Source organism: Pseudomonas sp. GG8, from assembly GCF_052976945.1.
The window spans coordinates 4,652,979-4,667,264 of record NZ_JBRIIP010000001.1 but is presented as its reverse complement, the minus strand read 5'-3'; the positions used below and the strand labels follow the sequence as shown (position 1 = coordinate 4,667,264).

Here is a 14,286-nt window from a genome sequence, read left to right as displayed (position 1 = left end):
TCAGAACATGAAGCGTTAGACGATTAACGCATCCTCAAGGACGAACCACCATGAGTGCATTAACCGCAGCACAAGAAAAAACCACCGACGCGTTCGCTTCGGCAACCAAGGACTCCTCGTTGATGGCCCTCAACAGCCTCGCGCCCACGCAAAATGCTGATTACCCCAAACCGCATGTGCAAGAAGCCCCTTCGGATTCCCTGGACCCGCTTTTGGGTAACCCTTCCGGGGTGAATGTCGAGGTGGTTTATCCATCAATGACGTCGTCCGACTTCATTGGCTTGTCCTTCAATGGCAACGACACTTTCGAGGTAAAAAATGGCAGCCTGTTTGGAAAGGTAACGTTTCTGGTCCCCGTCGCCGATGTCACCCTCGCGGTGGGCAAAACCATTCAGGTCATCTATGCCGTGGTCCGTCCGGATGGGGTGATCCTGTCCGAGATTCTGAACCTGATCGTGCAACCGATCGCGGCAGACAAACTGCCCACCCCGCAGATCACTCAGGCCTCGGAGGGCGTGCTGGACTTGACGACGTTTGACGGGGATGCCGATGTGACGGTTGAGGCCTGGCCGTTGATTGCGGTGGGGCAAACGGTTTGGTTGACGGTTACAGGGCCGGGTGGGGTACCGATTTGGAAGTTGTTGGAGGGGTATGCGATTACGGCAGCGGATGTGACTAATGGGATTGGTCGGGTTATTGCGCGAGGGGAGTTGGATAGGCTTGAGGAAGGAGGGGAGTTGAGGGTGGTTTTTAAGGTTGGGTTTGAGTGGGGGAGTGATGAGTCGATAGCTGTTGGATTTCCGATTTCAATTTTTAATATAAGTCTGAACTGGCGTATAGAAATCGAAAATTTCGAAACTGCAATTCACAATGAAACTATCCCGGCCGGAGGCGTTAGGCAATTCCCGGCACTAACTATTTTAGCCAGAACCGAAGTTAAAATCGTAAATGCGGGCTATAGCCCTTGGGCAACAAATTATATGGTTTGGATGCTTGGCGGCACAGTAGAGTTCAGACTTGCAACACCCGCCGAGCGCGTGGTTTTTGGAATCTACTCTGATTCAGTCGGTACGATAACAATCAATTATCTTGATGTGCAGGGACTGTCGTTGTCTGTGTACCAGTTTGGTGGCGTGCTTGGTAAATGGGTCGAGTATACTTGTGATTCTGGCAAGAAAATATACACTATATCTGTAATTTATAGCCGCGGTGATCGCGGTGCAATAGTCATGGATGATTTTTCCATAGCGCACCGACCCGCGCCATGAGTCAATGGGACTGATTCATCAGCGAAAGAATAAGGCAGTTTGATTTATTCATATGATTGGTTGCGGAAGTTGGGGTCAAGTTTTCAGTAGCGCGTTGAAACTAAATCAAACCCTTCCCGCTTCGTCAGAGCGTAACGTTCTGACAGTCTATCTAAAGTTAAACATTAAGGACGGCAACCATGAACATCGACGATCTCGGCCCTCTGGTCTTCAGTGACTTCAACGACTCCGACGAAAACCCCCGCCGCGGCCTGGGGTATCACCAACTCTATGACCCCAGCAAGAGAATCGGACTGACCGCCAAACTCCCTGACGTCACGCGCGTGGGCGACACCATCACGCTGTACTGGAATAACAACGACGTGCAGCAGTACAACCTCGATCAGCCGACCATCGACCAGGGCTGGCTGAGTTTCAGCGTGGGCACTGTCCTTGTTCAGGACCCCGGCGCCGAAGTGTATTACACACTGTTTGACAACCAGGCCGGGGACTTGCAGACATCGCCCACGCGCACCGTCGCGGTCAGCCGCCTATCGCCGGGGGATTTGGACCCCGATACCTCGACCGCCATCAACGAAAATCTGGTGGCCTGCACGGTCAGCCCTGATCCGGTAAATAACCCAGCTGCCGCTGTCATCGTCACCGTGCCTGCATGGGCTTATCAAGAAGTAGGCGATGAACTGACTGTGATGTGGAACAACCTGCGCGTGATCCATCCGGCGCTGACAACGTTAGGGCCGCAAAACGTCGTGGTCCCCCCAGAGACGCTCGAAGCGGGCGGCAGCAGTGACATGCTGCTGGTCAATTATGAAGTCCGCGACATTGTGGATAACTACTCGTTGGTGTCACCGTCAACTTATGTGCGGGTTGAGATTGATCCAGATGCGTTGGCTTCCCCTCGGGTTAATGAGGCCGACCGCGTTACGTTGATCCTCAATCTGGAAGCGCTCGGCGATGCTGATGCGCATGTGGCGATTCCTTCTTACACCGGCAACGGAAAAGCCTACACCGTCACCCTCGACTGGGTAGGCAAAACACCGACCGCCGACATCAGCCTGACCCTTGCACCAGTGACAGTCGACGATCCCGGCTTCGATCACGCGACCTTCACCATCCCCAACGCCCACCTGAAACTCATCGCGGGCGGCTCTGCGGTGGTGCGTTACAGCCTCAGCCAAACAGGCGCTACGCCAGATAAACAATCAAAAACCACCACCATCACCCTCACTGGCTTGCCAGTTCAGCTCGCCCTGGCCGTCGTCAAAGAAGCTGGCGGCACCACCACCATCGACCTCGCCCTGATCATCGGCGACAGCGCAACGGTAACTATCGCCGCCTATTCCGGCCAAAGCGTCGGCGACAAAATCGTCGTCAACTGGAAGGGCACCAGCGCTTTAGGCGACCCGGTCAACTACAGCAGCAGTACCGTCATCGTAGTGGGAGGCGAACTGAAAGAAATCACCTTCAACGTCCCGAGGGCCTACGCCGATCAACTGGCAGGCGGCGCGCTGGAGTTGAGTTACCAAGTGGTGTTCAGCGCGACGGGCAGCACACAGAACTCGCCGATTGCAGGGTATACGGTCATCGGAACGCCCCTCCAATTGGCACCGCCTGCGGTGGATGAGGCCAATGGCGCGCTCATTGATCCCGGCACAGTGACCTTGGCGGCGACAGTACGTATCAAGCCTTACAACGGCAAGGATTTTGGCGACATCATTTACCTGCGCTGGGAGGGCAGAACTCAGACCGGAACCTCGCTCGTTCACACCGATGAGTACAGCGTAGGGCAAAATGAGAGCAACACAGACGTCACCTTCCTCGTTGATAAAAGCCATCTTGACCTACTGATCAATGGCACGCTGGCCGTGAGCTATCGCGTGCTGTCAGCGACAACTGAAAACACCCAGCCCTCAAGTGCGGCCACCTACACGGTAGGCACCAGTATCCTGCTGCTTATGCCAGCGGTGGATAACGCACCAGGCGATGTTTTCGACCCCGCTAAGTACCCACAGGGCACATCTGTACATGTAGACGGTCAGGCCATTTCATTGAAGCGACTGGACACCGTCACGATTTACTGGACAGGTGCCACCGCAGACGGCACAGCCTCGCGGGATTTCAGAGCCGCCACCGACAACCAAATGCTCACATGGCCCATAACGACTGCATTGATTGGCTTTAGCCGAGACGCAAGTGTCGATGTGTTTTACGAGGTGCTTCGCAGCGCAGGCGGCCAGTCCAAATCGTTCACCAGAACATTAAGCATTCTGGGCGATGCGGTTCCTGGCGAGATTACCGACGACTTTTCGATCCATACCGGGGACTTGATAACCGTCGGAGGGTCGGTCACTACGCCCCACATGACCATTCGGTTTTTATCCGGGACAGGGCAGGCGGGTTTTGCTCCCGGCTACATACTGCCTCCAGAGGCCGCCGACTATTTCGTCGGCACAGTGCTACAACTCGGTTATGCCGCCTCAGGCAACCAAACCCTTGAACTTGAACTGAATGTCGAATGCCGCGTAGTGAACTGCGATGTCCACGGCGTAGAGACCGGTAGCACGGCCATTCGGTATCTGGATGCCAATAAACTAGAGCTTCATGCAGAGGTGCTGCCCAAAGCCAGCAATCAACATTTGCACTATGAAAGCCTTGGCAAGCCTATTCGTTACATAGAAATCGTGAATCAAAACAAAGACTGGACGCTGTGGGATAACTTTGTAATGCAAGTCTGATCGCCCATTGGGGACGGATCGATTTTCGGTGCAAGTCCGAAACTGAATCATTCCCCTAACTCGGAGCAGGCCATGTCATGCGCGTGCCTGCCAGCTTCACCCACATCAAGGAAGAACGCCATGAGTGTATTAACTGCGGCACAGGAAATAGAAATCTCCGACGCGTTTGCCTCGGCAACCAAGAGCGCGTTGTCGACGGTCCTCAACAGCCTCGCGCCCACGCAAAATGCTGATTACCCCAAACCGCATGTGCAAGAAGCCCCTTCGGATTCCCTGGACCCGCTTTTGGGTAACCCTTCCGGGGTGAATGTCGAGGTGGTTTATCCATCAATGACGTCGTCCGACTTCATTGGCTTGTCCTTCAATGGCAACGACACTTTCGAGGTAAAAAATGGCAGCCTGTTTGGAAAGGTAACGTTTCTGGTCCCCGTCGCCGATGTGACTCTCGCGGTGGGCAAAACCATTCAGGTCATCTATGCCGTGGTCCGTCCGGATGGGGTGATCCTGTCCGAGATTCTGAACCTGATCGTGCAACCGATCGCGGCAGACAAACTGCCCACCCCGCAGATCACTCAGGCCTCGGAGGACGTACTGGATTTGACAACGTTTGACGGGGATGCCGATGTGACGGTTGAGGCCTGGCCGTTGATTGCGGTGGGGCAGACGGTTTGGTTGACGGTGAGTGGGCCGGGTGGGGTGCCGACTATGGAGCTGCTGGATGCTTATGTGATGACGACGGCGGATGTGAGTAAGGGGGTTAGGGGGACTATTGCGCGGGCGGAGTTGGAGAAATTGGAGGATGGGAGAGAGTTGGAGGTAAGGTGCAAGGTTGGGTTTGAGGGCGGGAGTGATGAGGCAGAGGCAGTTGAACTTCCGACTGCCGCATTCAAGTTAGCTCTGATTAGCTTCGAAGGTTTCGAGACGGCAAAGGAAGAAAACTTTCCTCCAGAACAGCTAGAAAACTTCCGAGCATTCAGTATTTCAGCAGCCCAAAGCTGGAGGATTAAATCCAATTATGAATATCCGCCGTATATGACGGGTTTAATGGCGCATTTTAATCTCGGTCGGATAACCATTACACTAAAATCCCCCGCAAAAAGCATCAGATTTGCAGCTCAATATCAATCAGGGGATGCCACTATTACATACAAAGATGAGCAAGAACTTACAATCACCACTCAGCTAGAACCCGCAGTAATTACCTATCCGGCCTCAAAATGGATAGCGTATTTCACTGCCACAAGGAAAATAAAGTCCATAATAATAGATCGCCCAACAATTGCTGGGTTCTCCGGGATCGTGCTAGATAACTTTACGTTCACGTATATATGAGCTGCGGGGCAGATAAAAGTTTAAGAAAGGGGGGGCAGGCCGATTTTCGGTGAAGTGTTGAAAATAAATCAGTCTCTACCCGCCCGTCAGAGCATGAAGTCCTGGCGGGAAACCCAGAAGCATTAAACATCAAGGACGAACACCATGAGCGCATTAACCGAAGCACAAAAAAAAGCCTGCGACGCGTTCGCCTCAGCAACCAAGAGCGCGTTGTCGACGGTCCTCAACAGCCTCGCGCCCACGCAAAATGCTGATTACCCCAAACCGCATGTGCAAGAAGCCCCTTCGGATTCCCTGGACCCGCTTTTGGGTAACCCTTCCGGGGTGCTTGTCGAGGTGGTTTATCCATCAATGAGGTTGTCCGACTTCATTGGCTTGTCCTTCAATGGCAACGACACTTTCGAGGTAAAAAATGGCAGCCTGTTTGGAAAGGTGACGTTCCTGGTTCCCGTTGCCGATGTGACTCTCGCGGTGGGCAAAACCATTCAGGTCATCTATGCCGTGGTCCGTCCGGATGGGGTGATCCTGTCCGAGATTCTGAACCTGATCGTGCAACCGATCGCGGCAGACAAACTGCCCACCCCGCAGATCACTCAGGCCTCGGAGGACGTACTGGATTTGACAACGTTTGGCGGGGATGCCGATGTGACGGTTGAGGCCTGGCCGTTGATTGCGGTGGGGCAGACGGTTTGGTTGACGGTGAGTGGGCCGAGTGGGGGGCCGACTATGGAGTTGCTGAAGGCTTATGTGGTAACGGCGGCGGATGTGAGTAAGGGGGTTAGGGGGACTATTGCGCGGGCGGAGTTGGAGAAGTTTACGGTTGGGAGTGAGTTGAGGGTTTGGGTTACGGTTGGGTTCGATAGGGGCGGTGATGAGGGAGAGGCGATTAAATTTCCAAACCCCGTATATACAATTGAAGATTTTATATTGTTCGAAGCTTTTAATGCTGCAAATCAAGATCTACTCGTAGGGCAATCAATAGGTTTTCCGACAATGGTGCTCACAGCAAGGGCGGGAAATGTTTTTATTAGAGATGCTGGATTTTTTACTCTGCCCCCGTGGATAACGGGTTCGGCAATAACGCTGGGTAGCCCCTCCAGCGTGCTGTTAACCCTTAACAAGCCGGCAAGGAAAGTTAGGTTCGGCGCCTTCAAAAGTTTGATATATACAGTTTCATATTTCGATGAGGGCGGAAGTTTAATATGGTCCCATGTTTCGCAGCAACTCGAATCTAGAATATGGTTTGAATACGCCAGTAGCCCGGATAGAAAAATAAAATCTATTTCGGTGGTTACAGGTGATAATTCCAGCACGTTTATAGATAATTTCTCTATGACCCAATAGTAGAGTGAAAATAGGGGGCTGATTGTTGTACATAAACCAGCCCTTTCACTAATCGCCGGGCTCAAACCATAAAGTACTGGGCGGCTCAATCTGGAAATTAAACATCAAGGACGAACACCATGAGCGCATTAACCGAAGCACAAAAAAAAGCCTGCAACGCGTTTGCCTCGGCAACCAAGAGCGCGTTGTCGACGGTCCTCAACAGCCTCGCGCCCACGCAAAATGCTGATTACCCCAAACCGCATGTGCAAGAAGCCCCTTCGGATTCCCTGGACCCGCTTTTGGGTAACCCTTCCGGGGTGAATGTCGAGGTGGTTTATCCATCAATGACGTCGTCCGACTTCATTGGCTTGTCCTTCAATGGCAACGACACTTTCGAGGTAAAAAATGGCAGCCTGTTTGGAAAGGTAACGTTTCTGGTCCCCGTCGCCGATGTGACTCTCGCGGTGGGCAAAACCATTCAGGTCATCTATGCCGTGGTCCGTCCGGATGGGGTGATCCTGTCCGAGATTCTGAACCTGATCGTGCAACCGATCGCGGCAGACAAACTGCCCACCCCGCAGATCACTCAGGTCTCGGAGGACGTACTGGATTTGACAACGTTTGACGGGGGAGGCGATGTAACCGTTGAGGCCTGGCCGTTGATAGCGGTAGGGCAGACGGTATGGCTGACACTCATTGGTACGATGGTGGATGGCTCCAGGTTCCAACTAAATCTGCTGGATGGATATATTATTGGTCAACAAGAGATCTTGAATGGCATTGCGCTGAATATCCCTCAGGTTGACTTGGAGCGATTGAAAGACTCCAGTGAGCTTACCCTGACTATTGAAGTTGGATTTGGCAAATCTCCCTCGCAGCATGATGCAATGTCTTTCCCTGTGCTTCGATTGAAGGTAAGTGCGCAGTTAGAGACGTTTGAGTTCATTCCTGTACAAAGTACGTCCCTTGGGGGGAGTATTGACACCCCTTTCCTGGAGATCGCACTCGTCTCGGGGAGCACCAGCGCAATTGTGAGCGTTGTTTGCTATCCCCCTGCGGCACCTCGGGACATTTGGTATCTCCATTACAACGACAATGAAAGCCCTCCTGCGGTATTTGCGATGGAACTCAGATTGAAGTCAACGTACGCGAAAGTTAGTTTTCGGTGGTACGGACAAGCGAGCCTCTTCGAAGCGTACGATAAAAATCGAATACTATTATCTAGTCAGCGACACCCAAGCGTAGGCCCCAAACCGATAGATATTTCTTTCTCAAATGTTGGGCTGAACGTTATCAAAATATTTCCGGACCATACCGGCGGAAGTATTATAGAAATAATAAAACTAACTAGATAATAACGACACCTTGACCGGTGACCTGCAGGAGTCACCCAAACGCACCATTTCGGGCAGCGATAATCGCCGAGCAATTTGGACCCTTCCAGCACAGCTGCTAAACTCCGCTCCCTTCCAGGAGCCGCCATGAATTACCGTCACGCCTTCCACGCAGGCAACCATGCCGACGTGTTCAAACACCTGATCCTGACTCGCTTGATCGCCCTGATGGCGCGCAAGGAGCAGCCGTTCGCCTACATCGACAGTCACGCCGGGATTGGTCTGTATGACCTCAAGGGCGATCAGGCCACCCGCACGGGCGAATGGCTCGAGGGCATTGCGCGCTTGTGGGACGCGCCGGACCTGCCTGCGCTGGCGGCCGATTACCTGCAAGTGCTGCACGACATGAACCCCGACGGCGAGCTGCGTTATTACCCAGGTTCTCCGGAAATTGCCCGTCGCCTGACCCGCGAGCGTGAGCGCATTCTGCTCAATGAGAAGCACCCCGAAGACGGGCGACTGCTTAAAGAGAACATGAAGGGTGATCGCCGCGTTGCGGTGCATTTGGGTGAGGGTTGGCACGTGCCGCGTGCGCTGCTGCCAGTGGCGGAAAAACGTGGGCTGTTGCTGATCGACCCGCCGTTCGAACAACTCGACGAAATGAAGCGCTGCGCCGTGGCCCTGAAAGAAGCCATCGGCCGCATGCGTCAGACCGTGACCGCGATCTGGTACCCGATCAAGGATCAGCGTCTGTTGAAACGCTTCTATCAAGACCTGGCCGAAACCGGTGCGCCGAAGTTGTTGCGAGTAGAATTATTCGTGCACCCGCTGGACACCCCGCAAAGCTTGAATGGCTCTGGCCTGGCCATCGCTAACCCGCCTTGGGGTCTGGAAGAGGAGCTGCGCGAGCTGATGCCATGGCTGGCCAAGACCTTGGGGCAAACCCAAGGTGATTGGCGCATGGATTGGTTGATCGCGGAGTAAGTTGGGTGCCAGATTAATCTTCGGTGATTGATCTGGCCTCTTCGCAGGCAAGCCTGCTCCCACAGGATGAACTGCGCCCACAGTTAGCTAGACACTTGACTCAAGCCGGCAAACAAACCCCCGTCCCGCCCAGTCCGCAATACCCAGCCGGGTTCTTCGCCAGGTATTGCTGGTGGTACGCCTCAGCGTAGTAGAAGGTCGGTGCTTCTTCGATTTTAGTTGTGATCTGGCCCAGGCCAGCTTTGTTCAGTTCGGCCTGGAATGCTTCCTTGCTCGCTTGGGCCGCTTTGAGTTGGGCTTCGTTGGTGCAATAGATAACTGAGCGATATTGCGTGCCGATGTCGCCGCCCTGGCGCATGCCCTGAGTCGGGTTGTGCGCTTCCCAGAACACTTTCAACAGCGCGTCATAGGTGGTGTGTTCGGTGTCGTAGACTACCAGAACGACTTCGCTGTGGCCGGTCAGGCCCGAGCAGACTTCTTCGTAGGTCGGGTTGGGCGTCATGCCTCCGGCGTAACCGACTGCCGTGCTGTACACGCCCGGTTGCTGCCATAGACGGCGTTCAGCACCCCAGAAACAGCCCATCCCAAAAATCGCAAAATCCACGGTGCCAGGAAACGGGCCGAGCAACGGGTTGCCGTTGACGAAATGCTTTTCCGGCACGGTCATGTGCGTTTCACGGCCTGGCAGTGCCTGCGAGGCGGTAGGCAGTTCATTTTTGTTCACGAGTATCTCCGAGCGCAAAACCATGAGCCATATCCTCTGAGTAGATCGAGACAACGGATAAGCATTGTCAGTCAGGGCTTCTGATTAATAGAGGGTGAGTGACGATAGACCGACAGTTTGCCCGACTGTTCAGGGTCGAGGGAAGGGGCGGGACACGCGTAGGGAGAGGCGCGCTGATGTCAGACCAGAGGGCCGCGAGGGTAACGTCGGAGCTTGTCGATCAGCTCCAGCCCTGGAATCGGCCGGTCAAACAGATAGCCTTGACCGACGTCGCATCGATGGCGACGCAGGAACGCCAGTTGTTCGGCGGTTTCGACACCTTCGGCCACGACCGTGAGTTTAAGGTTGTGGGCCATGGCGATCACCGCTGAGGTGATTTCCATGTCGTCCTGATTATCCGGAATGTCGCGGATGAAGCTGCGATCGATCTTGATGACGTCAATCGGGAATTTTTTCAGGTAGCTGAGGGAAGAGTAACCGGTGCCGAAGTCATCCATGGCCAGGGTCAGCCCGAGACTTTTCAGGGAATCGAGTTGTTGTCGGGTGTCCTCGGTCGCTTCCAGCAGCAAACCTTCGGTGAGTTCAAGCTCCAGCAAGGGGGCTGGCAGACGTTCTTCCTTGAGGATGCTGGCAATCGAAGACACCAGGTCCGGGTCGGAAAACTGCTTGGGTGACAGGTTGATCGCAACGTGCAAGAGCCCCAGCCCGGCGGCGGTCAGTTGTTTGCTCATGCGGCACGCTTCACGCGCGACCCATTTACCAATGGGGATGATCAGGCCGGTTTCTTCTGCAACGCTGATGAACTGGTCCGGGCGAATCATGCCTTTTTCCGGGTGATTCCAGCGCAACAGCGCTTCCATCCCCAGCAACCTTCCGCTGCGCAGGCACAGCTTGGGTTGGTAGAACACTTCCAGCTCGTTTTGGGTCAAGGCGCGTCGTAGATTGTTCTCGACGAACAGCTTATAGCTGGCCTCGGCGTTGAGGGCCTCTGTGAACACTTGCACCTGATGTTTGCCGTTGGCCTTGGCTTTGTGCAGAGCCAAGCCGGCGTTCTTCATCAGGGTTTGCGGATCGCGGCCGTGCAGTGGCGCGCAGGCGAGGCCCACGGAGCCGGTGACGCTGATCAACTGGTTGTCGACGAACATCGGTTTATCCAGGGTCTTGAGTACCTGGATGGCGATCTGCTGGCCGGCGTCGAGGTCGGTGTCATCCAACAGCACGGCAAACTCGTTACTGGCAAATCGCGCCAGACTGCTGCTGGGGCTCAGGCTGTTCCGCAGGCGCCGGGCAAGGCTGATCAGCAGTTTGTCGCCAGTCTGATGGCCAAGGCTGTCGTTGATGCGTTTGAAGTTGTCGATGTCCACCAGCAACAGGCTGATGGGCGTGTCGCTGTCACGGGCAAAGCGCTCATCAAGGTTGCGAATGAACGCCGGCCGGTTGCCCAGGCTGGTGAGGTTGTCGGTGTAGGCCAGGCGTTCGATGCGCTGTTGTGCGAGCTTGGTCTGGGTGATGTCTTCGTAAATGCCGATGTAATGAGTCAACTCACGATTGTCGCCATACACCTTGGAGATCGAAAGCTGACCCCAATAGGGTTCCAGATTTTTGCGACGGCTCTTGAACTCGCCTTGCCAGCTGTTGCTTTTGGCGAGGCTGGAGTTGGCGTCGAGCAGCAATTCGTTGAGGTTTTCCAGCGCTGTCAGATCTGACAGCCGGTGGCCGTGGACCTCTTCGGTGGTGTATTGGGTGATCGCGGTGAAGCTCGGGTTGACGTATTCAACCACCCCGTCGCAATTGACCAGCAAGAAGGCGTTGGCGCTTTGTTCCACGGCGCGCTGGAACAAATGCAAGGCGCTGGTGGCGGTGCGTCGGTTGTGGTTGTTGAGAACCTGCGCGAATTGATCGGCCAACTCGCCGGCAAAGGTTATTTCATCGGCCTGCCAGGCGCGCGGGGTGCCGGTCTGTTCCAGGCACAGCACACCGACGACATTGCCATCGACACGGATACTGGCATCGAGCATCGCATTGATGTCCCGAGGCTTCAGGCTTTCGGCCATCTCGCGGGTGCGCGGGTCTAGTGATACGTCATTGGCATCAATGGCGCGGCCGGTGTGCAGGGCACCGAGGTAGCTCGGGAACAGGCTGGCGTCGATGGGTTGTGGCAGCAGGCAGTCGCCAGTGTCGCGATTGAACGCGGCAATCGGCTCCAGGCGCTGGTCGTTGAGGTTCCAGATGCTGGCGCAGGCGATGTCGTAGATTTCACAGGCGCTTTGAGTGATCAGCTGGGCCGCTTCCTGCACTGAGTTTTGGCTGCTGTAGCGATGACGGGCCAGGCGCAGGATCAGGCTTTGCTGAGCGCGAACACGCTCCAGATGCAGCAGTTGCTCATGCTGGGCACGCTGGTTGAGCTCAAGGGCAATTTGCAGGCGGTTGTTCTGGTTTTCCAGATCCGGGTCTGATGCAGGGCCGCTGTCACCGAGCAGGCCTTGGACCACGATGATGTAGCCGCGTAGCAGGTGGCGGTTATGCTGCTTAAAGCCCTCACCCATCTCCAGCAGGCTGATCGGGCCAACGGCAGTGTGCAGCGTATAGCGGATCAGATAGAACGGGCTGTTGGCCAATTGCAGCTGGATGTCGTCATGCATCTGATAGCGCGCTTCGGGCTCCATCAGGCTGGCATAAGGCGAGCCAACGAGGGAGCAAAGGTCTACCGCGGGCAGGCCAAACTGCTTTTCGCAATTGGGATCGAGGTACAGCAGCGCCCAGCTAGCGTCATTCAGCCGTTCGAAACGCAACATACCGAGCCGCGAGGGCACCGGTAATTGCGTGACTACCTCGACCGCGGTTCGACCGACGGCATCGGGTTGGCTTTTCATTAACAAACTCGCTTCCAGAATGCTGATCGCGCCCGGGCTTGCGCCCTCTTTTTTGTCGCGTGCGCCAAGGTTGCATCATGCAGCTCAGGCTGACAAGGGAGGGCAGTGGCTTAGTGCTATAAATCGTACCGATTGGCGTATTGATCTGCAGTATTTCCCGGGACTTTCGGGGTGTGCCTGGCTTGGGGCTTCGCATGCAAGCCCTTACCCACAAGCTCTGCGCTGGATTGTGGGTACCGGCTGGCCTGCAAAGAGGATAGACGCGGTCTGTTAGTCCAATGTAATGACGACAGGCTGTTTTTCCAGGGTTTGGCCATTTTTGCCAAAGAATTGCACCTGAACTTCTTTTTCATTCGCGCTCACATAGGCAAAGTTGTCTTCGCTGTGAACGTTGCTGATGAGTTGGCTGTTGTAAGCACCGTCGTTCACGATGCTCACCAGCCCATTCAGTATGAAGTCCGATTCATAGGAGTAAGCATACGTCGCCAACAGCGGGATTTTGTACAGCGGCGAAGACACGATGGTGTGCACGCTAAAGTCGGGGTCGGCCGAATGGGTCAGTTTACTGATCAGCGAACAATGAACGTCGCCGGAAACGAATACGACGTTCTGGATTTTATTGAAGCGAATGTAGTCGAGGATCTGGTTGCGTTGTTCCGGGAACGACTTCCAGCTGTCGCCATGGTCTGACTGGAGGTCCGGGTAAAACATGACCGGCGTAACCACGAACTTGACTCGCGCCTCACTGGTTTTCAAGCTGTCGAGCAGGGCGGCCATTTGCACCGTGCCAATCATTTCGGGTGGTGTGGTGTGCAATTTGCGCTCGGTTCGGACGTCCATGACAAACCAGTCTGATACGCCGTTGGTGACGGTGTACCAAAACTTCTTCGGGATGACCGCGCCGGAAATGTCTCCGCTCTCCCTGGCGTCGTACAGGGGGCTGTGGCTGCACTGGTAGATGCTGTACGCCTTGATGGCTGCAGGGTAGAGCGTTTCTATGTCCTGAGGGGTGGCCTTGGCGGGCCAGTTGTCCTCGATCTCATGGTCGTCGAGGATCATGTAGGTGGGTACGTTGTTCATCATTTTGCCGATACCTTCCTGGCTGAACGCGACCCGGTAGCGTCTGAGGAAATCTTCCAGCGCCGCTGCCGGGTTGATCAGGTTGAGGTCGTCGGCATAGATCTGATCACCCACCATGAACACGGCATCAATGGGCATTTTCTTTCGGGTGACTTTGTCGAACATCACTTTGAACATTTGGTCGCCCAGATCCGGCCATAGGCCCATTCCATCACTGCCCCTCAAAGTATGGATATAACGGCAGGAGCCGACGATGAAGTTGCGCTCGGCTTTTGGATTGCGGGTGGCCGTTTTGAAGACATAGGTGCTGCTGGGCCACTTCAGTTTGCCGCTGCTTTGCAGGGCGACATTGTCCAGGGTTGTTTCAGCGGTGAACCAGCCTGCTTGATAGTCATAGACCGTGTTGTCATCGAGGCCATCGAGGATCATGACCGCCGTCATGTCGTTGTAAGGCATCAGTTGGTTGAACACAGGTTCAGACCAGTCAGGATTGTGACTGACTCGGTAACGTACAACGCTGAAATGAGGGGTTTGCGACTCGCTTTTTTTGCTGCGAAGAAATATCCGGCATTGTTGCGAGGTGGTGTGGCCAACGATAGGGCCGACAGTGGGCTTGAGTATTTCCATGAT

The 14,286-nt window shown here is 54.8% G+C and carries 9 protein-coding genes; 6 read left to right on the top strand and 3 right to left on the bottom strand.

Translation table 11 applies throughout. The annotated features are described in order from the left end of the window. The first annotated feature begins 50 nt into the window (after positions 1-50). From ACVBEG_RS22170 to ACVBEG_RS22145, 6 genes are all read left to right on the top strand, one after another. Positions 51-1,268 carry a hypothetical protein gene (locus ACVBEG_RS22170; protein ID WP_447108314.1) on the top strand — a complete coding sequence of 406 codons (1,218 nt, stop codon included), beginning with the start codon at positions 51-53 and terminating at the stop codon, positions 1,266-1,268. A gap of 179 nt (positions 1,269-1,447) precedes the next feature. After that, a complete protein-coding gene (locus tag ACVBEG_RS22165; RefSeq protein ID WP_447108313.1) occupies positions 1,448-4,003 on the top strand; it encodes a hypothetical protein in 2,556 nt (851 codons plus the stop codon). Between the two features lie 120 nt (positions 4,004-4,123). Continuing rightward, positions 4,124-5,335 (top strand): hypothetical protein, encoded by a 1,212-nt coding sequence (locus tag ACVBEG_RS22160; RefSeq protein WP_447108312.1) that lies wholly within the window; start codon positions 4,124-4,126, stop codon positions 5,333-5,335. A 144-nt stretch (positions 5,336-5,479) separates the two neighbouring features. After that, positions 5,480-6,679 carry a hypothetical protein gene (locus ACVBEG_RS22155; protein WP_447108311.1) on the top strand — a complete coding sequence of 400 codons (1,200 nt, stop codon included), beginning with the start codon at positions 5,480-5,482 and terminating at the stop codon, positions 6,677-6,679. Positions 6,680-6,798: 119 nt separating this feature from the next. Continuing rightward, positions 6,799-8,016 carry a hypothetical protein gene (locus tag ACVBEG_RS22150; RefSeq protein ID WP_447108310.1) on the top strand — a complete coding sequence of 406 codons (1,218 nt, stop codon included), beginning with the start codon at positions 6,799-6,801 and terminating at the stop codon, positions 8,014-8,016. Between the two features lie 126 nt (positions 8,017-8,142). Beyond that, positions 8,143-8,979 carry a 23S rRNA (adenine(2030)-N(6))-methyltransferase RlmJ gene (locus ACVBEG_RS22145; protein WP_322277931.1) on the top strand — a complete coding sequence of 279 codons (837 nt, stop codon included), beginning with the start codon at positions 8,143-8,145 and terminating at the stop codon, positions 8,977-8,979. 100 nt (positions 8,980-9,079) lie between these two features. On the opposite strand, the gene msrA is transcribed toward ACVBEG_RS22145, so the two are convergent. The 3 genes from msrA to ACVBEG_RS22130 form a co-directional block, all read right to left on the bottom strand. After that, entirely contained in the window at positions 9,080-9,727 is a 648-nt protein-coding gene (gene msrA, locus ACVBEG_RS22140) for a peptide-methionine (S)-S-oxide reductase MsrA (RefSeq protein WP_447108309.1), read from the bottom strand. 155 nt (positions 9,728-9,882) lie between these two features. Further along, complete coding sequence (locus ACVBEG_RS22135) at positions 9,883-12,576, bottom strand: putative bifunctional diguanylate cyclase/phosphodiesterase (protein WP_322177521.1); 2,694 nt, start codon at positions 12,574-12,576, stop codon at positions 9,883-9,885. 270 nt (positions 12,577-12,846) lie between these two features. Further along, positions 12,847-14,283: an alkaline phosphatase D family protein gene (locus ACVBEG_RS22130; protein ID WP_447108308.1), complete on the bottom strand. Its 1,437-nt coding sequence runs from the start codon at positions 14,281-14,283 to the stop codon at positions 12,847-12,849. Between the last annotated feature and the right edge of the window lie 3 nt (positions 14,284-14,286).